Source organism: Embleya sp. NPDC025285 (assembly GCF_055558835.1).
On the sequence record NZ_JBVHLU010000055.1, the window covers coordinates 38,310 to 58,922 of the forward strand.

A 20,613-nucleotide genomic window follows, 5' to 3' on the forward strand; every position below is an offset into this window, starting at 1 on the left:
CTGCCCATGCCGTACCCCTCTCCCGAAGGCGAGGAACCGCACCAGCATGGCCGACTCGCGCCGGACCCCCGACCCGCCGCCGCCCGCGTACTCCGGTACCGGGCGGCTCTTGGCCGGCGCGCTGCGGCACAGCGCGGGCCGCATCTCGGCCGGGTTCGTCTGCGGCGCGGGCTCCGCCGGTGTCGCGATCGCACTGCCCGCCGTCCTCGGCCACACCCTCGACCTGCTGCTCGACGACGCCCCCGGGCAGCGCGGCGCGGTCACCCTGTGCGTGCTCCTGATCGTCGCCGGGGTCGTCTTCGACACCCTGGAGACCCTGCTCGGCGGGGTCACGGGGGCGCGTACCGCCGCCTGGTTGCGCCGCCGGGGCGTCGACCATCTGCTGACCCTGGCCCCCCATCGCGCCGCCGCCCGCTGCACACCCGGCGACCTGGTCACCCGGCTGACCGGCAACGTCGCCGAGGCGAGCACCGCGCCCACCACCGCGGCGAACGGACTGGCCGCGCTGTGTGTGCCGCTCGGCGGACTGGTCGCGCTCGCGCTGATCGACCTGCGCCTGCTCGCGGTGTTCCTGGCCGGTGTACCGCTGCTGCTCTGGTTGTTGCGGGTCTTCGTCCGCGGCTCCTCGGACAGCGTGTCGCACTATCAGCGCGTCCAGGCCGAGATCGCCACCCGCCTGGTCGAGGCCCTCGGCGGCGCCCGCTCGGTCGCCGCGGCCGGCGGCTCACGGCGCGAGCTCGATCGAATCCTGGCCCCGTTGCCCGAACTGAGCGCGCAGGGGCGCCGGATGTGGCAGGTCTACGGGCGCGCCATGGCCGGCACCGGCGTGCTGGTGCCGCTGCTCACCACGGCGGTCCTCGCCATGGGCGGAACGCGATTGGCCCAGGGCGAGTTGAGCGTCGGCGAGTTGCTCGCCGCGTCACGCTACGCGGTGCTCGCCGCCGGTCTGGGCGCCGCCGTCGGCGCCCTCGACTCGCTCGTGCGCAGCCGCGCCGCCGCCGGCCGGATCGCCGAGTTGCTCGCCGTACCCGCGCTGTGCTCCGGCGACCGCGACCTGCCGCCGGGGGGCCCGGGCCGGTTGGAACTGCGCGGGGTCACCGTCGTACGCGGCGGGACACCGGTGCTGCGCGGCGTCGACCTGGTCGTGCCCGGCGGGAGCACGATGGCCGTGGTCGGCCACTCCGGCGCGGGCAAGTCCGTGCTCGCCGCGGTGGCCGGACGGCTGACCGACGCGGACGCGGGCACGGTGCTGCTGGACGGGGTGCCGCTGACCGAGGTCGAACCGGAGCTGCTGCGCCGGGAGGTCGGCTACGCGTTCGAGCGACCGGCGCTGTTCGGCGACACGATCGGCGAAGGCATCGGCTTCGGGCCGTACGCGCCATCAGCCGTCGAGATCGAGGCCGCCGCCGAGGCGGCCGGGGCCGATACCTTCATCCGGTTGTTGCCGGCCGGATACGCGGAGCCCCTGGGCACCGCGCCACTGTCCGGCGGCGAACTGCAACGCCTCGGTCTGGCCCGGGCCTTCGCGCACGCCGGTCGACTTCTCGTGCTGGACGACGCCACATCCAGTCTGGACAGCGTCACCGAACTGCGGGTCGGCCGGGCGCTGGTCCGAGACGTGCGCGCGGGCACCCGGCTGCTGGTCGCCCACCGGGCCTCCTCGGCCGCCCGGGCGGACCGGGTCGTGTGGTTGGCCGGCGGCCGGGTGCGGGCGATCGGAACGCACGAACTGTTGTGGGAGGACCCGGACTACCGGGCGGTGTTCGCGAATCCGGCTGCGGCGAATCCGGATGCGGTGGGGCGGACTTCCGGCGAACGGGTCGACGCGACCGGGCCCGACGGGGACCGCGCATGAGGGGCGAACGGTCTCGCGTGTGGGCCCTGGCTCGGCGGTTCGTGAGCCGACGGCGGCTGGTGGTGGCCCGGCTCGCGGCCTGGTCGCTGCTGGAGGCGGCGCAGACGTTCCTGGTCGGTTACGGCGTGGCAATGGCCGTCGATCAGGGGTTCCTGGCCGGGAATACCGCGCTCGGCCTGGTCTGGCTGGCGGTCGCGGCGGCGGCGATCGTGCTCGGCGGCCTGGCCACGGGTGGGATCTTTCGCGGTCTGGCGGATCTGGTCGAGCCGTTGCGCGACGGTCTGGTGCGGCGCGTGGCGGCACGGGCGCTGGGCGATGCGATCGCGGCGCCCTCCCGCGGGTCGGACAGTGCGGTGGTGTCCCGGTTGACCAATCAGACCGAGATCGCCCGGGACAGCTTCGCCGGACTGGTCCTGGTGGCCCGTTCGTTCGTCTTCACCGCGCTCGGCGCGCTGATCGGACTGGGCGCGCTGGCGCCGGAGTTGCTGCTCGTGGTGGGCCCGCCGCTGGTGCTCGGTCTGCTGCTCTTCGTGGCCACGCTGGTGCCGATGGCGGCCCGGCAGCGCACCTTCCTGGACGCCGACGAGGCACTGTCGACGCGCCTCGGCGAGGTCGCGGAGGGCCTGCGCGACGTGCTCGCGGCGGGCGCTCGCGAGCCGGTCGCGGCCCGGACCCACACGCTGATCGAGGCCGAGGCCCGGGCGGCGCGCTCGCTCGCCCGCTGGGCCGCCGCCCGGGCCCTGGCCCTGGCGGTGGCCGGGCAACTTCCGGTGTTGTTGTTGCTGATCAGCACCCCGTGGTTGCTGGGCCGAGGACTGACCGCCGGGGCCCTGCTCGGCGCGTTGACCTACCTGACCCAGTCGTTGTTGCCCGCCCTGCACACCTTGATGAACGCGCTCGGCGCGGCCGGCACCCGGCTCCTGGTGGTGCTCGACCGGCTCACCGAGCCCCCCGCGAACCCTCCGGCGCCGGCCGCGCGGGCGGTCCCGGACGCGGATGGGCCACCCCGGGTGGAGCTGCGCGGGGTGACCTTCGCCTACGGGCCGAACGCGCAGCCGGTCCTGCGCGACCTCGATCTGAGCATCGAGTCCGGCGAACACGTCGTGGTGGTCGGCCCGAGCGGGATCGGCAAGTCGACGCTGGTCGCGCTGGTCGCCGCTCTACTGGCCCCGGACCGGGGCGAGGTGCGCGTCGGGGGTCGCTCGGTGCGTCCGGTCGGCGGCGATCCGTCCCGGCTGCGGGTACTCATCCCGCAGCAGGCGTACGTGTTCACCGGCAGCGTGCGGGAGAACCTGCTGTACCTGTGCCCGGACGGCGCCGAGGACGCGGCGCTGACCGCCTCGGCGGAAGCGGTCGGCCTGCTTCCGCTGGTTCGTCGACTGGGCGGCCTGGACGCGCTCGTGGACCCCGCGTCCCTGTCCCAGGGCGAGCGCCAGTTGATCGCGCTGGGCCGGGCACATCTGTCGCCGGCCCCGCTGGTGTTGTTGGACGAGGCGACCTGTCATCTGGACCCGATCGCCGAGGAGCGGGCCGAACGGGCCTTCGCCGCCCGGCCCGGGACGCTGATCGTGGTGGCCCACCGGATCACGTCGGCCCGCCGCGCCGATCGCATCCTGGTCCTGGACGGCGCACACGCGGTGTGTGGCACCCATCGCGAACTCCTGGACCGCTCACCGCTCTACCGCGATCTGGTCGGACACTGGCATGCCGAACGCATCTGAGCGGAACGGATCCCCGGACGCGACCGATGCGGCGGATCCGAAGGCGGCGAATCCGGACACGGCGGATCCCGGCGGAATGCATCCGAGGGAAACGGTCCTGCGGGGAACGCATCCGAGTCGAACGGATCCGAGTCGAACAGCGTCCGGATCGCGCTCTCGGCGGGGCGTCCGTGCGGATACCCGCACGCCGAGTGCGGTCGAACCCGGGCTCCGGCGCGGTGCCCGAATCCGACCGGGCCGGTCTAAACCCAGCCCGCGTCCTGTGAGATCCGGATCGCGTCGATCCGGTTGCGCGCACCCGTCTTTCGGGTGATCGCGGACATGTAGTTGCGCACCGTGCCGATGCTCAGCCGCAAGTTGCGGGCGATCTCCGGGGCCGAGGCCCCTTCGGCGGCAAGTGAGAGTACGCGCAGCTCGCGCGGGGTCAGCGGCGCGGTCGCGGCCTGCAACAGGTCGAGCGCGAGCGAGCCGTCCACGTAGCGCCGACCGGCGGCCACCAGTCTTATCGCACGTGGTAGTTGCGGTGGTTGGGCGTCCTTGTCCACGAAGCCGAGGGCCTTGGCCTCGGCCGCCCGGCACAGACTGCCGGGCCGGGCGGTGGTGGCCAGGACCAGGAGCGCGCAGTCCGGGTCGACCGGCCGCATCGGTAACAGCGAGGCCCCCGGACAGTCCACGTCCACCACGCACACGTGCGGAAGTTGGGATCGCGCCCGTCGAGCGGCCCCGTCCCAACTCTCCGCCTCCACTTCGATGTCCTCCTCCCGATCGAGCAGCGCGGCGAGCGCCGAACGGATCAGCTCCGTGTCGTGCACCAATAGAACCCGGATCATGTTCGCCCCCCAGTCGACATCGACGTCCCGTGGTTGCCCGTCGAGCATCTCGATAGCTACCCCGCCCCACGGCACACACGACACCCGGTAACCGGTTGATTCGTTTGGGCGACAGTTTGCTGTACGGCTCGCGTTTCCTGTCCGACCACGATCGCTCGCGGCCGGTCTCGATCGTGACGCGGTGGCGATCGTGACCGGCGCCTCCCGGATGTCCTGGCGAGGGTCGGATGGGGAAATGAGGACACGCGCTAGGGTGTCGATTTGTGTCCGACCGTCGCATCACGATCATGGAAGCCGCCGCACGCGTCATCGCACGCCGGGGGGTACGAGGGCTGCGCGTCGAGGAGTTGGCGGCCGAAGCCGGCGTTTCGACGGGCCTGATCTACTACCACTTCAAGGACCGTACGGGAGTCCTGCGGGCCACCCTGGGCTTCATCAACGACCGCGCCGACCGGTACACGACCGAGCGGGAGCCGGGCGCGGCACCGATGCCGGCGCGCGCCGAGCTGAGCCACCGGCTGCTGCTGGAGTTGCAGGACGACCCGATCGTCCGGGAGAACAGCACCGCGTGGAACGAACTGTGCGCCAGCGCAGTGTTCGACGAATCCCTCCGGACCGACCTGGCGAACGCGACCGCGGAGTGGTCGGTCGAGATCGGCGACCTGATCGCCGAGGCCGTCCCGAGCGCGCCCCCGCGGGCGGCCCGGGCCGCCGCCGAGCGCCTGACCGCCCTCCTCGAAGGCCTCAGCGGCCGCTGGCTGGCCGGGATCCTCCCGATATCGCACGCCCGGGACCTCCTCACCGAGGCGATCGAGACGGAACTGAGCCGGCTCGAACGCTGACCCGGACCGGGAGATCGACCGGCCGGTGCCCACCGGCCACGATCGGCGCCCACAGGACCCGGTCGGCACGACCGTACGGGTCGCGGACGCGCGGGTCGGGACACTAGATGCCGGCTCCGCCCACATGCCTCACCGGGCCGGCGGCACGGCCGCCGCTGCCGCCGTCCGGCCGGCGCGCCCGGCTGCGGCGCCGGGCCCAGGTCGGTGTCCAGACCTGGGAGTCGAGGCGTTCGGGTTTCAGGCCGGCGAGGTACTCGCGGAGCGTGCTCAGCGCGGGGTGCGGGTTGTCGGCGCGGCAGACCAACGAGTGCGGATAGACCGGGATCGGATCGCGCAGCGGGATGAGCCGCAGATCGTGCCCGACGGGCCAGACCAGCGGCGTGCGCTCGCTGAGGAAGGTGGCCAGGGTCGAGGAGTCGGCGATCGTGTCGAGCAGCGCCTCGAGGCCGAAGTCGGGGCCGACCGTGTCGATGGTGAACCCGAACGCGGCGGCGAGTTCGTCGTAGTAGGCGGCCCACTCGGTGCCGCGGGTGTTGCTCGGCATCCAGATTCGGTGTCCGGCGAGCCGGCCGAGTTCGACCGCCGTCGCCGTGGCGAACTCGTGGTCGGGACCGGTGAACAGCCGCAGCGGCTCGTCCAGGACCGGGGTGGCCTCGACGCCGTCCGGCAGTTGTCGCCCGGGCATGGTGACCGCGCGGAAGGTCGCGTCGATGGCACCGGACCGCACGGCGTCGACGGCCGCGTCGGCACCGAACAGGGTCACCACGTCGAGCCCGATGTCCGGGTGCGCGCGGTGGAAGCCGCGCAGCAGACCGGCCGGCGCGGCCCGTCGGCCGACCACGTCCACCCGCAACATGCGCCGGCCCGGACGTACGGAGGCCGCGGCCCGCTCCTCGGCCAGGAGCAGGGCCCGCGCGTGCGGCAGGAACACCTGGCCGTCGATGGTCAATCGGGCCCCGCGCGCGGTGCGCACGAACAGCCGCACCCCGAGTTCCCGCTCCAGCGCGGCGATGCGCTTGGAGACGGCCTGCTGGGTGATCGACAGCCGGGCGGCGGCGGTCTGGAACTGCCCCGCGTCCACGGCGGCGACGAAGGTGCGCACGGCGATGGGGTCCACGCCGCACATCCTAGGGACACAACCAAGGGTTGTAGGCAATGGGCGAGATGGTTGTTTGATCCCCCTGCGCGATGCCCGATTGGATGTCTCCGGTCAACGCTCGGTTTCGCGGATGGCGCCCGCCCCCTCGCCCTCGGAGATGACTCACGCATGCCCGATTCCTTCGTCCACCTGCACAACCACACCGAGTACTCGATGCTGGACGGCGCACAGAAGCTGAAGCCGATGTTCGCCGAGGTGGCCCGGCAGCGGATGCCCGCGATCGCCATGAGCGACCACGGCAACATGTTCGGTGCCTACGAGTTCGCGCAGGTCGCGAAGGGCTTCGAGGGCGTCAAACCGATCATCGGCATCGAGGCGTACGTGGCGCCGTCCTCGCGGTTCTCCCGGAGGCAGGAGTTCTGGGGACCGGGCGGCCGACGCGCCGTGGGCAACGACGGCGAGGGTTCCAAGGACGTCTCCGGTGGCGGCCGGTTCACGCACATGACCATGTGGGCGCGCAACGTCCAGGGCCTGCGCAATCTGTTCCGGCTCAGCACCCAGGCCGGCTACCAGGGCCAGTTCCCGGCCGGCAAGCCGCGGATGGACCGGGAGTTGATCGCCGAACGGCCGGACGGCATCATCGCCACCACCGGCTGTCCGTCCGGCGAGGTCCAGACCCGACTGCGGCTGAACCAGTACGACGAGGCGAGGGCCGCCGCCGCGGCCTACCGGGACATCTTCGGCCGGGAGAACTACTTCCTGGAGTTGATGGACCACGGCCTGGCCATCGAGCGCGATGTCCGCGACGGCCTGCTGCGCCTGGCCCGGGAGTTGGACCTCCCGCTCCTGGCCACCAACGACGCGCACTACGTCACCGAGGACCAGGCCGACGCGCACGACAGCCTGCTGTGCATCGGTGTCGGCAAGAACAAGGACGATCCCCGGCGATTCCGCTTCGACGGCTCCGGCTACCACCTCAGGACCGCCGCCGAGATGCGCGCCCTGTTCGCGGAGCTGCCCCAGGCCTGCGACAACACCCTGCTGATCGCCGAGCGCGTCGAGTCCTACGAGGACGTCTTCGACTACGTCGACGAGATGCCGCACTTTCCGGACGTGCCGGCGGGCGAGAGCCAGGAGTCGTGGCTGCGCAAGGAGGTCCTGGCGGGCCTGACCCTGCGCTACGGCGACCCCGTCCCCGAGCATGTGCTGGACCGCTTCGAGACCGAGATGTCGGTCATCGGCCCGATGGGCTTCAGCTCGTACTTCCTGGTCGTGGCGGACATCTGCCGGCACGCCCGGGAGAACCGGATCCCGCTCGGTCCCGGACGCGGCTCGGCCACCGGCTCGATCGTGGCCTATGCCACGCGCATCACCGAGCTGTGCCCGCTGGAACACGGCCTGCTGTTCGAGCGGTTCCTCAACCCCGAGCGGATCAACCCGCCCGACGTGGACCTCGACTTCGACGACCGCCGGCGCGACCGCATGGTGCGCTACGTCACCGAGAAGTACGGCGACGAGTACACCGCCATGGTGAACACGTTCGGCCGGATCAAGGCCAAGAACGCGATCAAGGACTCCTCGCGCATCCTGGGTTATCCGTACGCGCACGGCGAGCGCATCACCAAGGCGCTCCCGCCGGACAACAACGGCAAGTCCGCTCCGCTGGCCGCCGTCTTCGACGCGGCGCACGAGCGGTACGCCGAGGCCGGCGAGCTGCGGCGGATGTACGAGGAAGAGCAGGACGTGCGGCGGGTGATCGACACCGCCCGCGGGGTGGAGGGCCTGATCCGCGGCACCGGAGTGCACGCCGCCGCGGTGATCCTGTCCAAGACCCGGCTCACCGACCGCATCCCGCTGCACATGCGCGCCTCGGACGGGGTGCGGATCACCGGGTTCGACTACCCCTCGTGTGAGGCGATGGGGCTGATCAAGATGGACTTCCTGGGATTGCGGAACCTGGGCGTGATCGACCAGGCCATCGAGAACGTCCGGGAGAACCGGGGCATCGCGCTGGCCACCGTGGACCCGATGGACGGCGACCCCGCGACCGTCGTGATCCCGTTGGACGACGCCAGGACGTACCGACTGCTCGCGGAGGGCAACACGTTCGGGGTCTTCCAGCTCGACGGCGGCGGCATGCGCGTGCTGCTCAGGCAGATGGAACCCACCCGGTTCGAGGACATCGCGGCGGTCAACGCCCTGTACCGGCCCGGCCCGATGGCGGCGAACGCGCACACCAACTACGCGCATCGCAAGACCGGTCGCCAGGCGATCACCCCGATCCACCCGGAACTGCGCGAGGCGCTGGAGCCGATCCTGGGGAACACCTTCCATCTGCTCGTCTACCAGGAGCAGATCATGGCCATCGCCCGGGAGTTGGCCGGCTACACGCTCGGCGGCGCCGACCTGCTGCGGCGCGCGATGGGCAAGAAGAAGCCGGAGGTGCTGGCCGCGGAGTGGGACAGGTTCCACGACGGGATGCGGGCCAACGGCTTCGGCGAGGAGGCGATCAAGGCGCTGTGGGACGTCATGCTGCCGTTCTCCGGGTACGCGTTCAACAAGTCGCACACCGCCGGCTACGGTCTCGTCTCGTACTGGACCGCCTACCTCAAGGCCAACCACCCGGCCGAGTACATGGCCGCGCTGCTCACCTCCGTCGGCGACGACAAGGACAAGGCGGCGGTCTACCTCGCCGATGCCCGCAAGAACGGCGTTCGCGTCCTGCAACCCGATGTCAACGAGTCCGTCGCGGAGTTCACCGCCGTCGGCGAGGACGTGCGGTTCGGGCTGCGGTCCGTGCGCAACGTGGGCGACAACGTCATCGAGGCCGTCGTGGACGCACGTCGGCGGAAGGGGAAGTTCGCCTCGTTCGCCGACTTCCTGGCCAAGGCCGACCTGCCCGCGCTCAACAAGCGGGCGGTGGAGTCGCTGATCAAGGCCGGCACCTTCGATTCGCTGGGTCATTCGCGCAAGGGCCTGACCGCCGTCCACGAGGAGGCGATCGACGCGATCATCCCGGTCAAGCGCGCGGCCGGGTTCGGGCAGGAGGATCTCTTCGCCGACCCGGGAGGGGACGCGAGCACGGGGCCGGCCTTCGGCCTCGACTTCCCCGTCGACGACGCGGAGTGGCCGCGCAGGCAACTGCTGGCCGGCGAACGCGAGATGTTGGGTCTGTACGTCTCCGCCCACCCGCTGGACGGCGCCGAACACATCCTCTCCGGCGCGCGTGACTGCTCGATCGCCGAACTGCTCGCCTCCGAGCGCACCACCGGGGAGGTACGGCTGTCCGGGCTGATCACCGGTGTCCAGCTCAAGATGACCAGACAGGGCAACGCGTGGGCCATCGCGAACCTCGCGGACCGGGACGCGACCGTCGAGGTCCTGTTCTTCCCGGCCGCCTATCGACTCGTGCAGCACACGCTGGTCGAGGACCACGTCGTCTCGGTCAAGGGCAGGGTCGAGGACCGGGAGGGGACCGTGAACGTCTTCGGCCGGGAGGTGACGGTGCTGGACGTGTCCTCCGCCGAGCACGGCGGGCGACCTCCCGTGCGGCTCGCGCTGCCCGAGCACCGGGTCACCGAGCACGCGGTGGCCGAGCTGAAGCGCATCCTCGCCGCCCATCCGGGCGACAGCCCGGTCCACCTCACCGTGCGCGGCGTGCACAAGACCACCGTGTACGCCCTGGCGGCCACGGTGCACGCGGCGGGCATCGCCTCCGAGGTGAAGGCGACCTTCGGCGCCGAGGCGTGGGTGGGCAGCGCGTGAGGTGGGGCGTGGCGGCGTCGTTGACAATAGGCAGGCATTCACCTGCATAATTGGGCGTGAGCCTGGAAGGGAGAGCGATGGACTCGGTTTTCAAGGCGCTGGCCGACCCCACGCGGCGACTCCTGCTCGACCGCCTGCACGAGCACAACGGGCAGACTCTGCGCGAGTTGTGCGAGCGCCTGGACATGGCACGCCAGTCGGCGACGCAACATCTCGACATCCTCCAGCGGGCCAACCTCGTGACCGTCGTGCGACGCGGACGGGAACGGCTGCACTACCTCAATCCCGGGCCGATCCACGAGATCGAGGAGCGCTGGATCTCGGGGTTCGACAAGCCGCGCCTACAAACGATCAGTGCCATCAGGAATCGGGCAGAGGAGTACGCCATGACCGACGAATCCGCATCCGTGCCGACCTACGTCTACGTCACCTACATCCGCGCGAGCGCGGAGCAGGTGTGGCGGGCCCTGACCGACGCGGACCTGACGGCACGCTATTGGGGACACGCCAACGTCTCGGACTGGCAGCCGGGCTCGGGTTGGGAGCACCGACGCGTCGACGGGTCGGGTGCCGTCGACGCCGTCGGTCGCGTGCTGGCGACCGAGCCCCCGACGCGCCTGGTCGTCACCTTCGAGGACACCCCCGACGCCGAGGCGCCCAGGGAGCCGTCCGTGGTCACCTTCCTCGTCGAACCACACCACGACATCGTCCGACTCACCGTGACCCACGAGAACCTCCCCAACCTGGAGATGCTCGGCGGCATTTCCCGGGGGTGGCCGGCGGTGCTGGCGAACCTCAAGTCCCTGTTGGAGACCGGCGAGGTCCTTCCGCAGGCGCCGTGGGAGATGTCCCCCGCGCACGACTGAGCGGGCGGGCGTCGCCGCCCGTCCCGCAGTCGTTCCCGCCGTTCCCGGCCGGCGCTCCCCCTTCCGCGCAGGATCACAAAGAATGAGGACACAATGGACACCACCCCGCTTCGGGACGCCTACCGTGCGTTGCTGGACGCCGCCGCCACGGTGGCCGACTCCGGCGATCCGAGCCCGGTCCCACCGACGGGCGAGTGGAACGCGGACGAGATCCTCGCGCACATCGCCATCGTCGGCGCCGGCGCCATCGCGGCCGTCTCCTCCGTCGCCACCGGAACAATCGCGACGTACGACAACCGACTGGCGCACGACACCTGGACCCTCGACCGCGTCTTCACGCTCGCCGGGGGCAATACCGGGATCCGAGAACGCATCCGCGTCCAGGGCGAAGCCCTGTGCGCACTGAGCGGACCGACGTTGAGCGAGACCGAACTCGACACCCCGATGCCCACGGTGCTCCTGTCCCACGACGCGGCGCTGGTAGATCGGCCGGTACCGTTGCGCGACCTGTTGACCGGCCTCGCGGAAGCGGAACTCCCGGGCCACACGCGGCAACTCCTGGCCCTGCTGCCGGCGCGCGCCGCGCTGGAGGGCGGCGCCTGAGCCGGCGCCCTACCGTTCCCGGTCGACCGCGGGCTCTCGTACCCGCGCGAGGAACTCCTCGGCGGTGACCACGTCGGCGGTGGACTGGGCCAGGACCACCAGGGCGGTGCGGTGGACCTCCACGCGGTGACATAGCGTCACTTGACGCACGCCACGATGGCTCCATACCACCGGGTTGCACAGATCCGTCCGCGCGCACCGGCCGCGGCGGCTCAGCGGGCGCTGAGGGTGTCGTCCACCCATTCGCTGGCCAGTACCTCGTCCAGAACCAGTGCCCCGGCGCCCAGCATGCACGCGTCTCGGCCGGTCACGGCGGTGGCGATCTCCAGGTCGCGGGTGGCCAGCGGCAGGCAGCGTTCGTAGATGGCTCCGCGGACGGCGGCGACGAACGGTTCGGCCGCCGACAGGCCGCCGCCCAGGACCAGTACGTCGGGGTTGAAGAAGTTCACCAGCGGGGTCAGCACCTGACCGGCCAGGCGGCCGGCGTTGCGCACCAGTGTGGTCACCTCCGGGACGCCGTCGTTGACCAGTTCGACGAGTTGCCGCGACGAGGAGACCTCGATCCCCTGCGCGCGCAGCGTCCGCCGCAGCGCCGCGCCGCTCGCGTGCGCCTCCAGGCAGTCGGAGTGGCCGCACGAGCAGGTGACCGGTTCGGGGACGTGCACCGGGACGTGGCTGATGTCGCCGGCCGCGCCCCGCCCCCGGTGCAGCTTCCCGGACGCGATGATGCCGCAGCCGATCCCGGTGCCGGCCTTGACCGCCATCAGGTTGTCCCGGTCCGGCCAGCCGTAGCGGTGTTCGCCCACCGCCATCAGATTGGCGTCGTTCTCCACCACCACGCGTACGCCCAGCAGTTCGCTCATCCGGCGGCCGATCGGGTACTCGTTCCAGCCCGGCATCCGCGAGGGTGCGACCACCTTGGCGGCGCCCGGGTCGACCGGACCGGGCATGCCGATGCCGACCCCGAGCAGCGGCAGTCGCTCGACCGTCGCCTGACGGAGCGTCACCCGGATGTGCTCCAGCAGGCGTTCGCTCACCCGCTCGGGACCCTCGGCGATGTCGCCCGGGAGTTCGTGTTCCAAAAGCACACGGCCGGCCAGGTCCAGCACCGCCATCCGCACGTGGTGGGTACCCACGTCGACGGCCACCACCACGCCCGCGTTCTCGTGCAGCCGTAGTTGCCGGGGACGACGGCCGCCCCGCGAGGCGCCCTCGCCGTCCTCGCGCAGCAGGCCCGCGTCGATGAGTTCCTCCACGCGCAGCGAGACGCTCGACGGGGCCATGCCGCTCAATCGGGCGAGTTCCGCCCGGGATCGACCGTGCCCCTTGGCCACCAGTCGCACCAGGTCACCCGCGCTTCCAGCCAACGTCCCACTCCCGTTCGAGGCACACCTGCTGCGGTACGGCTGTGACAGGAATAGCACACCAGGTAATAACCAGCAAGGCATTGACTTCCTTCGAATTTCGCTTCTACTGTCACACGAAACTTCGATTCCGAACAAAGATGGAGCGTTGATGAAGTCCGCGTCGCCTTCTTCCGCCGTACTGACGCCCATGGTCGAGGCACGCGCCATCAACAAGTCGTTCGGCGCGGTCCGCGTGCTGACCGATGTGGACCTGACCGTCGCCGCCGGCGAGGTGGTCGTGCTGATCGGCCCCTCCGGCGCGGGCAAGTCGACGCTGTGCCGCTGTCTGAACCGGCTGGAAAACGTCGATTCGGGCGTGGTTCTACTGGATGGGGAGGAACTGCCCGCCGAGGGTCGGGCATTGGCCCGGCTGCGCACCGAAGTGGGCATGGTCTTCCAGCAGTTCAACCTGTTCGCGCACAAGACCGTGCTGCAGAACGTCACGCTCGGGCCGACCCGGGTCAAGGGGCTGTCCGCGAGCGACGCGGACCGGCAGGCCCGGGCGCTGTTGGACCGGGTCGGCATCGCCGACAAGGCGGACCACTACCCGGCGCAGCTGTCCGGCGGCCAACAGCAGCGCGCGGCCATCGCCCGGGCGTTGGCCATGCAACCCAAGGTGATGTTGTTCGACGAGCCGACCAGCGCGCTGGACCCGGAGATGGTCAACGAGGTCCTGGACGTGATGGTCGACCTGGCCCGCGAGGGGATGACCATGGTCGTGGTCACGCACGAGATGGGCTTCGCCCGCCGGGCCGCCGACCGGGTGGTCTTCATGGCGGACGGCCGAATCGTCGAGGTCGGCACGCCGGAGACCTTCTTCACCACCCCGACCACCGAACGCGCCCGGGACTTCCTGTCCAAGGTGCTCAACCACTGACCGCCCCGGCCGCCGCGCCACCGCCCGCCGGCCAGTCCGCAGCCCCGGTTCCCGGGTCACCGCGCCGGCACCGACCCCGGCCCATCGCGGCACCGCACCGCCGAGCGTCGGGGCCACCGCTCCGCTCCCCGGCCCCGAACGCCCTCGTCCCCCACACCCACCTGCGAAGGAAGGCCCCCCGATGTCCGGCTTCCCCCTGAGTCGCCTGCGCACCGCCGCGTCCCCGCGTCGCCTGCGCACCGCCGCCCCGGCGGTCCTCGCGGCACTGTCCCTGACCGCGCTGGCCGCCTGTTCCGGCGGCTCCTCCTCGGACGTCCCCGGCGGCGCCAAGCCCGCCGGCGAGGACGTCGCCAAGCAGGCCGACGTCGCGCCGGACACCGCGATCCTGCCCGGCTCCACGATGGCCAAGATCAAGGAGCGCGGCTACCTGATCGTCGGCGGCTCCCAGGACGCCCCGCTGTGGTCGCAGCTCAACCCGATATCCGGCAAGACCGACGGGTTCGACGCCGAGATGGGCCGGCTGCTCGCGAAGTACATCATCGGCAAGCCCGAGGTGAAGATCGTCAGTTCGGCCACCGAGACCCGTGAGGCGCTGCTCCAGAACGGCACCGTCGACGTGGTCTTCCAGACCTATACGATCACCCCCAAGCGGGCCGAACAGGTCGCGTTCGCGGGCCCGTACTACTCGTCGGGCCAGGCCATCCTGGTCAAGAAGGGCACCGGCGGCATCAAGCTGCCCGCCGACCTGAACGGCAAGACCGTCATCGCCGGCGCCAACACCCCCGCGATCGCCGCGATCAAGCAGGTCGCGCCGGACGCGAAGGTGGTCACCTTCGGCAGCGACCCCGAGTGCGTCACGGCGCTGCGCCAGGGCCGCGGCGACGCGTACGTCCAGGACCAGGCGCTCCTGGTCGCGGACGTGAAGCAGAACCCCGACACCACGGTGGTGGGCGAGCCGTTCACGGCCGATCCGTACGGCATCGGGCTCAAGCACGACGACGCCGCGTTCAAGACGTTCGTCAACGACTGGCTGCGCAAGATCGGCCAGAACGGCGCGTGGCAGACGGTCTGGAAGCAGACCCTCGGCACGGTCGTCGAGGGCAACCCGCCGACGCCGCCCGCGATCGGCGGCGTCCCCGGCTCCTGATCCCCCGGGTCGGGAGGGCGGCACGCCACGCCCTCCCGGCCCGGGCCGCCCCGGGCCGGATCCCCTGCCGGCCCGGGCATCCGGCCCCAAGCCGCCGGCCGGCGCCCCGAAGCGGTCTTCCCGCGCGGCGGGACCCGCCCGCGCCCTCTCTCCGCCCTCTCCCGAAAGGCCATCGCCGATGGATGTCGTGCTGCGACATCTCTCCGCCTTCACCGACGGCATCACCACCACGCTCGAACTCACCGCGTTGTCCTTCGCCGGCGCCCTGGTGATCGGCATCGTGGTGGCCGCCATGCGGGTGTCCCCCGTCGCCGCCCTGCGCGGAGTGGGCACCGTGTACGTGGAGACCTTCCAGAACACCCCGCTGCTGGTCCTGCTCGTCCTGTTCGTCTTCGGCCTGCCCGAAGTCGGGGTGATCTTCCCGCTGTTCACCACCGCGGTGATCGTGATCGCGCTCTACGAGGCGGCCTACATCGCCGAGGCCGTGCGTTCGGGGATCAACACCGTGTCCATCGGCCAGGCCGAGGCGGCGCGGGCGCTGGGACTGACCTTCGGCCAGTCGCTGCGCCTGGTGATCCTGCCGCAGGCGCTGCGCGGCGTGGTCCAGCCGATCGGCAACATCTTCATCGCGCTGACCATGAACACCTCGTTGGCGGCGGCGGTCGGGGTGGTCGAGCTGACCTCCGCCGCCAACCGGGTCAACCTGCTGGAGGCCCAGCCCATCCCGGTGTTCGTGGGTGCGGGTCTGGGCTACATGGTCATCTGCGCCGCGGCGGGTCTGCTCACCGGCGTCATCGAGCGGAAGGTGGCGATCGTGCGATGAGCGCGTCCCGAGTGCTGTTCGACGAGCCCGGCCCGATCGCGCGACGCCGGATGCGGATCGCCGGCATCGTGGTCGCCGTCGCGGTGGCCGCGCTGTTGGCCCTGGCCGTACGGCGGTTCGCCGACCACGGTCAGCTGGACGCGGACAAGTGGCGGCCGTACACCACGTGGCCGATGTGGCGCTACCTCCTGGAGGGCCTGTGGGCCACGCTGCGCGCCGCGGCGGTCGCCACCGCGCTGTCCGTGGCCGGTGGCATCGTGCTGGCCCTGGGCCGGCTGTCCCGGCGGCGCGCGCTGCGGTGGCCGGCCACCGTGTACATCGAGGTAATGCGCACGGTTCCGGTGCTGCTGCTGGTGTATCTGGTCCTGTTCGGGCTGCCGCACTACGGCGTGGACCTGCCGCTGTTCTGGAAGCTGGTGCTGCCGCTGTCGGTGTCCGCGGCGGCGATCTTCGCGGAGATCTTCCGGGCCGGGATCCTGTCCCTGGACCGGGGGCAACGCGAGGCGGGCCTGGCCGTCGGGCTGACCGACACACAGACGATGCGGCTGATCGTGCTGCCGCAGGCGGTACGCCGGTTGTTGCCGTCCCTGGTCAGCCAGTCGGTCGGCCTGCTCAAGGACACCTCGCTCGGCTTCATCGTCAGCTACTCCGAACTGCTGTACAGCGGGCGGGTGTTGGCCAGCTACAACCGGTTGTTGATCCAGACCTACATCATCATCGCGCTCGTCTACATCGTGCTCAACGCGTCGTTGTCCAAGCTGGCCCGCACGCTGGAGGCCCGGCAGGGCTTCCGACCGGCGGGTTGCCGGAGCCTGCGCACGCTGGTGCGCGCTCGTGCGCGCTCGGACGCGCGGCTGTGACGACCGTGCCGGTGGTGACCGCCGCGACGACGAGCCCTCGAACACCCGCGACACCCCCGTCACCGGCGGCCACTCGGTCGCAGGCCCCGCAGGACCCGATCCGCCAGGAGGACACCGTGCGCCCCGAACCCAGCCCGCGTTACGCCGAGTTGGCCGAGGTGGTCCGCTCCGGCTTCGTGGAGAGCCGGCACTTCGGCAGTCTGGTCGCGCTGGCCCCGGACGGGCGGCCCGCGATCGAGGTGGGCGACCCGAACGACCCGGTGATCCCGCGCTCTTCGGCCAAACCGTTCCAGGCGCTGGCCTGCCTGCGCGCGGGCGCGCCGCTGCACGGGGCGCACGTGGCGATCGCGGCGGGCAGCCACACCGGGCAGGACTTCCACGTCCACGCGGTGCACGAGATCCTGACGGCGGCCGGCCTGACCGCGGACGCGCTGCGGTGTCCGCCGAGCCGCCCGGAGGACGAGGCGGCGTACCGGGCGATGATCGGGCGCGGTGAGGGGGACTCGCGCGAGCGGATGAACTGCTCCGGCAAACACGCCGCGATGCTGGCCGCGTGTGTCGCGGCCGGTTGGCCCACCGACGGCTACCTCGATCCGGCGCACCCGTTGCAGCGGCTGGTCCGCGAGGGCATCGAGGAACTGTCCGGCGAACCGGTCGCGCACACCGCCGTGGACGGCTGCGGCGCACCGGTGTTCGCGATGACGCTGACCGGACTGGCCCGAGGCGCACGCGCGTTGGCCGTCGCGACGAGCGGGCCCGAGCGTACGGTCGCCGAGGCGATGCGTGCGCACCCGGAATTCGTGGGCGGGGAAGGGCAGGCCAACACCGAGGTGATGCGGCTGCTGCCCGGCGCGCTGGTCAAGGGCGGCGCCGAGGGCGTGTTCGTGGCCGCGACGACGGCCGGGCACGCGGTCGCGGTCAAGGTGATCGACGGCAGCCCGCGGGCCACCACCGCTCTCGCGCTGGCGGCACTGCGCGCGCTGGGCGTGGACACGGAGGCGGCGCGCGAGTGGGCTTCCGTACCGGTGCTCGGCGGCGGTCTGCCGGTCGGCGAGGTCCGGGTGACGGCCGACCTCCCGAACTAGGCCCTGCCCGGCGGCCTCCCGACGCGGTCGCCTCGCCGGGCCGTCCGGGTCCGGCCCGCCCCCAAGCTCTCCCGTACATCCGTTGGCTCCCCCTACTCCCGTTGTCCTCCAGGAGACTCACGACATGATCGTCACCGCCGGTCCCACCCCCGCCCTGACCTACGAGATCTGCATCGACGACGTTCCCGGCGCGCTCGCCGCCGAGCGCGTGGGCGCGCACCGCGTCGAGCTGTGCGCGGACCTGTTCGAGGGCGGCATCACGCCGAGTCTCGGCCTGATCGAGACCACCCTGGCCGCCGTCGAGGCCATCCGGGTCCATGTCATCGTGCGTCCGCGCGGCGGCGACTTCGTCTACGACGAGTACGAGGTCGCCGCGATGCGCCGGGACGTCGAGGCGATCCGGGCGGCCGGTGCGCACGGGGTGGTCATCGGCGCGCTGACCCCGGACGGCGAGTTGGACCGGCCGGCGATCGAAGAGCTGATGGCCGCCGCCGGCGACCGTTCGGTGACCTTCCACCGCGCCTTCGACATGACCCGCGACCCGCACGCCGCGCTGGAGGAGTTGATCGAGCTCGGCGTCGACCGGGTGCTCACCTCCGGTCAGGACAGCAGCGTGCTCGAAGGGGCACCGCTGATCGCCCGGCTGGTCGAACAGGCCGCGGGCCGGATCGTGATCATGCCGGGCGGCGGGATCACCGCCCGCAACATCGACCGCGTCCTGGCCGCCACCGGCGCGCGCGAGGTGCACTTCGCGGCGGGTGCGGTGCTGGAGAGCACGGCGACCCACCGCAACCCGTACCCGTACATGGGCGGTGCGCTGCGCCAACCGGAATACTCCCGCCGGGTGACCTCGGCGGAGGGGATCCGCGACGTGGTCGAGGCCGCCCGCAAGCGCTGATCGACGGCCCCGTCGACCGGGTCGGGAAATTCGGGGGATTCGTCGGCCGGGCACCGATGAGTTTGTGGTGCGGGACAGGTCGGTACTGGTGAACACAATCCCAGCACCCAGTACCGGAGGTCGCGATGACCGGCAAGGCCCTCACCACCTGCTTGTGGTTCGACGGACAGGCCGAGGAGGCCGCGAACCACTACCTGACCATCTTCGAGGACAGCAAGCTGGGCCGGATCGCCCGCTACAACGAGGCCGGCCCGGGTCCGGCCGGCTCGGTGATCACCGTGGAGTTCGAGATCAACGGGCAGCAGTTCGTCGGCCTCAACGGCGGACCCCAGTTCACCTTCGACGAGGCCATCTCGTTCCAGGTGCCCTGTGCCGACCAGGAAGAGGTCGACTACTACTGGGACAAGCTCTCCGAGGGCGGCCAGGAGGGCCCCTGCGGGTGGGTCAAGGACAAGTACGGCGTCTCCTGGCAGGTCGTCCCCACCGAATTGATCGACATGCTCACCGACGGGGATCAGAAGAAGGCGGCCCGTGCCACCGCGGTCATGCTCAAGATGGGCAAGCTCGACATCGCCGCCCTGCGCAAGGCGTACGACGGCGAGTGACCACGACGCCCGTTCGCCGACCGGATCGTGCGCCGTGAACGGCGTCGCCCCGGTCGGCCGTGCGCAGCGGAGGCAAGGGTTCCGGCAAGGCACGGGAAAGTGCCGGCGGAGGGCTGTCGGGACGGGGCGGGCGTCGCTAGCATGCCGGGATTCCGCTACTCCGTGACGTCGCCCGGCCACGAACGGTCGAACATCGATACCACACCCGGTATCGGGAACGTCTCGGGCGGGCGCGGCACGGTCCGATCGTCCCGGAGGCGTTGGTCATGCCGCACCGCTCGCCCGTCCCCGCGAGGCCCGTTCTCCTTCCGCCGGACCCGCTCGGGTCGGGATCCTCGGTGCCGGACAGGTTCTCGTCCGGCCCTTTCGCACCCGCCTTCGCCCCGGCCGGCCCCGGCGCCTCGGCCGCCTGCGCGTTCGATCGGGGATCCCGCGCCGCCGCGCCGATCGTCGAGGTTCTGCCGCATCCGTTGCTGCGGCCCGGTGTGCGGTTCTACCGGGGTTTGCGGGTCGCGTTCGATCGGCCGCGACGGCGGCTGGAGTTGCCGGTGGGCTTCGCCACGTTGGTGCTCGGGTTCGATCAGCGGATCCGGGTCGGGCCGGTGGCCGCGGATGCCGCGTCGAGCCGGGCCGGCACGTTCACATCGTTGTTCGCGGGCATCCGGACCAAGGCGGTGATCGGCGAGCATCGGGGGTTCGTGCACGGCATCGAGGTGGTGATGCATCCGTGGGCGGCGTACGCGATGTTCGGGGTATCGATGCACGAGTTGGCCGAAAATCTGGTCGATCCGAGTGAGTTCGCCGACGCGCGGATCCGCCGACTGACCGAACGGCTCGCCGAACTGCCCGACTGGCCCGCCCGGTTCGCGCTGCTGGACGCCACCCTGCTGCGCTGGCAGGCGAGTGGTCCCGGGCCCGCGCCCCGGGTACTGCGTGCCTGGGAGTTGTTGTCCGTGTCGGCGGGTCGGTTGTCGATCGGTGGCCTGGCTGCGGAACTGGGTTGGAGTGAGCGGCAGTTGGAGCGCAGGTTTCGGGAGCAGTTGGGTCTGAGGCCCAAGGCCGTGGCCCGGGTGCTGCGGTTGCAGGACGCGCTGCGCATGGTGATGGCGGGGCGGCCGTTGGCCGAGGTCGCCACCCGCACCGGGTTCTACGACCAGTCTCACCTCAACCGCGAGGTCAGGGCCGCCACCGGGCTCACTCCCGGCGGCTTCCTCGCCCACGCACCGCACACGTCGGCCCGACCCACGCGCCTCGACGGCACGGTCACCACGGTGTTGCTGCCGCCTCCCCGGCCGTGAGGCGGAACGCGGGGCGGGCCTCCCCCATCGGGC

General features: G+C 71.5%; 18 protein-coding genes. 14 read left to right on the forward strand and 4 right to left on the reverse strand.

Annotated features, from left to right (window positions below):
* The first annotated feature begins 46 nt into the window (after positions 1-46).
* On the forward strand, positions 47-1,855 hold the full coding sequence (locus tag ACZ4FV_RS31100) for an ABC transporter ATP-binding protein (RefSeq protein WP_465323810.1): 1,809 nt from the start codon (positions 47-49) through the stop codon (positions 1,853-1,855).
* A complete protein-coding gene (locus tag ACZ4FV_RS31105; protein WP_395858606.1) occupies positions 1,852-3,576 on the forward strand; it encodes an ATP-binding cassette domain-containing protein in 1,725 nt (574 codons plus the stop codon). The genes ACZ4FV_RS31100 and ACZ4FV_RS31105 overlap by 4 nt, the downstream gene beginning before the upstream one ends.
* 242 nt (positions 3,577-3,818) lie before the next feature.
* On the opposite strand, the gene ACZ4FV_RS31110 is transcribed toward ACZ4FV_RS31105, so the two are convergent.
* A complete protein-coding gene (locus ACZ4FV_RS31110) occupies positions 3,819-4,406 on the reverse strand; it encodes a response regulator transcription factor (protein ID WP_395858607.1) in 588 nt (195 codons plus the stop codon).
* 263 nt (positions 4,407-4,669) lie between these two features.
* Here ACZ4FV_RS31110 and ACZ4FV_RS31115 point away from each other — a divergent pair, with 263 nt between their 5' ends.
* Complete coding sequence (locus ACZ4FV_RS31115; RefSeq protein WP_402230924.1) at positions 4,670-5,248, forward strand: TetR/AcrR family transcriptional regulator; 579 nt, start codon at positions 4,670-4,672, stop codon at positions 5,246-5,248.
* 103 nt (positions 5,249-5,351) lie between these two features.
* On the opposite strand, the gene ACZ4FV_RS31120 is transcribed toward ACZ4FV_RS31115, so the two are convergent.
* Positions 5,352-6,365 carry a LysR family transcriptional regulator gene (locus ACZ4FV_RS31120; RefSeq protein ID WP_395858609.1) on the reverse strand — a complete coding sequence of 338 codons (1,014 nt, stop codon included), beginning with the start codon at positions 6,363-6,365 and terminating at the stop codon, positions 5,352-5,354.
* Positions 6,366-6,515: 150 nt separating this feature from the next.
* On the opposite strand from ACZ4FV_RS31120, the gene dnaE reads away from it, so the two are divergent.
* The 3 genes from dnaE (at position 6,516) to ACZ4FV_RS31135 (ending at position 11,581) form a co-directional block, all read left to right on the forward strand.
* The gene (gene dnaE / locus ACZ4FV_RS31125) at positions 6,516-10,112 is read left to right on the forward strand and encodes a DNA polymerase III subunit alpha (protein ID WP_465323811.1); all 3,597 of its coding nucleotides are present in this window, start codon (positions 6,516-6,518) and stop codon (positions 10,110-10,112) included.
* Positions 10,113-10,189: 77 nt separating this feature from the next.
* Positions 10,190-10,978, forward strand: a complete 789-nt coding sequence (locus ACZ4FV_RS31130) for an ArsR/SmtB family transcription factor (RefSeq protein ID WP_402230929.1) — start codon at positions 10,190-10,192, stop codon at positions 10,976-10,978.
* A gap of 93 nt (positions 10,979-11,071) precedes the next feature.
* The gene (locus tag ACZ4FV_RS31135) at positions 11,072-11,581 is read left to right on the forward strand and encodes a hypothetical protein (protein ID WP_395858612.1); all 510 of its coding nucleotides are present in this window, start codon (positions 11,072-11,074) and stop codon (positions 11,579-11,581) included.
* 9 nt (positions 11,582-11,590) lie between these two features.
* Here the strand turns inward: ACZ4FV_RS31135 and ACZ4FV_RS31140 are convergent, their stop codons facing one another.
* Together ACZ4FV_RS31140 and ACZ4FV_RS31145 are read right to left on the reverse strand one after the other, a co-directional pair.
* Positions 11,591-11,731: a hypothetical protein gene (locus ACZ4FV_RS31140; protein ID WP_395858613.1), complete on the reverse strand. Its 141-nt coding sequence runs from the start codon at positions 11,729-11,731 to the stop codon at positions 11,591-11,593.
* Positions 11,732-11,793: 62 nt separating this feature from the next.
* The gene (locus ACZ4FV_RS31145; RefSeq protein WP_395858614.1) at positions 11,794-12,948 is read right to left on the reverse strand and encodes an ROK family transcriptional regulator; all 1,155 of its coding nucleotides are present in this window, start codon (positions 12,946-12,948) and stop codon (positions 11,794-11,796) included.
* A 148-nt stretch (positions 12,949-13,096) separates the two neighbouring features.
* Between ACZ4FV_RS31145 and ACZ4FV_RS31150 the strand changes: the two genes are divergently transcribed.
* From ACZ4FV_RS31150 to ACZ4FV_RS31185, 8 genes are all read left to right on the forward strand, one after another.
* Positions 13,097-13,864, forward strand: coding sequence for an amino acid ABC transporter ATP-binding protein (locus ACZ4FV_RS31150; protein WP_395858615.1), 768 nt, complete (start codon positions 13,097-13,099; stop codon positions 13,862-13,864).
* Positions 13,865-14,045: 181 nt separating this feature from the next.
* On the forward strand, positions 14,046-15,011 hold the full coding sequence (locus ACZ4FV_RS31155; RefSeq protein ID WP_331770681.1) for a glutamate ABC transporter substrate-binding protein: 966 nt from the start codon (positions 14,046-14,048) through the stop codon (positions 15,009-15,011).
* 178 nt (positions 15,012-15,189) lie between these two features.
* On the forward strand, positions 15,190-15,834 hold the full coding sequence (locus ACZ4FV_RS31160) for an amino acid ABC transporter permease (protein ID WP_331770682.1): 645 nt from the start codon (positions 15,190-15,192) through the stop codon (positions 15,832-15,834).
* Positions 15,831-16,694, forward strand: a complete 864-nt coding sequence (locus tag ACZ4FV_RS31165) for an amino acid ABC transporter permease (protein ID WP_465323812.1) — start codon at positions 15,831-15,833, stop codon at positions 16,692-16,694. The genes ACZ4FV_RS31160 and ACZ4FV_RS31165 overlap by 4 nt, the downstream gene beginning before the upstream one ends.
* A gap of 116 nt (positions 16,695-16,810) precedes the next feature.
* Positions 16,811-17,779: an asparaginase gene (locus tag ACZ4FV_RS31170; protein ID WP_395858618.1), complete on the forward strand. Its 969-nt coding sequence runs from the start codon at positions 16,811-16,813 to the stop codon at positions 17,777-17,779.
* A gap of 124 nt (positions 17,780-17,903) precedes the next feature.
* Positions 17,904-18,677, forward strand: a complete 774-nt coding sequence (locus ACZ4FV_RS31175) for a copper homeostasis protein CutC (protein ID WP_395858619.1) — start codon at positions 17,904-17,906, stop codon at positions 18,675-18,677.
* A 125-nt stretch (positions 18,678-18,802) separates the two neighbouring features.
* Positions 18,803-19,282 (forward strand): VOC family protein, encoded by a 480-nt coding sequence (locus ACZ4FV_RS31180; RefSeq protein WP_395858620.1) that lies wholly within the window; start codon positions 18,803-18,805, stop codon positions 19,280-19,282.
* A gap of 338 nt (positions 19,283-19,620) precedes the next feature.
* Positions 19,621-20,580 (forward strand): helix-turn-helix domain-containing protein, encoded by a 960-nt coding sequence (locus tag ACZ4FV_RS31185; protein WP_465323813.1) that lies wholly within the window; start codon positions 19,621-19,623, stop codon positions 20,578-20,580.
* Positions 20,581-20,613: the final 33 nt, after the last annotated feature.

Coding starts and splice junctions, on each gene's coding strand:
- ACZ4FV_RS31100 (WP_465323810.1), top strand. CDS start 47: ATGGCCGACTCGCGCCGGACCCCCGACCCGCCGCCGCCCGCGTACTCC.
- ACZ4FV_RS31105 (WP_395858606.1), top strand. CDS start 1,852: ATGAGGGGCGAACGGTCTCGCGTGTGGGCCCTGGCTCGGCGGTTCGTG.
- ACZ4FV_RS31110 (WP_395858607.1), bottom strand. CDS start 4,406: ATGATCCGGGTTCTATTGGTGCACGACACGGAGCTGATCCGTTCGGCG.
- dnaE (WP_465323811.1), top strand. CDS start 6,516: ATGCCCGATTCCTTCGTCCACCTGCACAACCACACCGAGTACTCGATG.
- ACZ4FV_RS31130 (WP_402230929.1), top strand. CDS start 10,190: ATGGACTCGGTTTTCAAGGCGCTGGCCGACCCCACGCGGCGACTCCTG.
- ACZ4FV_RS31135 (WP_395858612.1), top strand. CDS start 11,072: ATGGACACCACCCCGCTTCGGGACGCCTACCGTGCGTTGCTGGACGCC.
- ACZ4FV_RS31150 (WP_395858615.1), top strand. CDS start 13,097: ATGAAGTCCGCGTCGCCTTCTTCCGCCGTACTGACGCCCATGGTCGAG.
- ACZ4FV_RS31155 (WP_331770681.1), top strand. CDS start 14,046: ATGTCCGGCTTCCCCCTGAGTCGCCTGCGCACCGCCGCGTCCCCGCGT.
- ACZ4FV_RS31160 (WP_331770682.1), top strand. CDS start 15,190: ATGGATGTCGTGCTGCGACATCTCTCCGCCTTCACCGACGGCATCACC.
- ACZ4FV_RS31165 (WP_465323812.1), top strand. CDS start 15,831: ATGAGCGCGTCCCGAGTGCTGTTCGACGAGCCCGGCCCGATCGCGCGA.
- ACZ4FV_RS31175 (WP_395858619.1), top strand. CDS start 17,904: ATGATCGTCACCGCCGGTCCCACCCCCGCCCTGACCTACGAGATCTGC.
- ACZ4FV_RS31180 (WP_395858620.1), top strand. CDS start 18,803: ATGACCGGCAAGGCCCTCACCACCTGCTTGTGGTTCGACGGACAGGCC.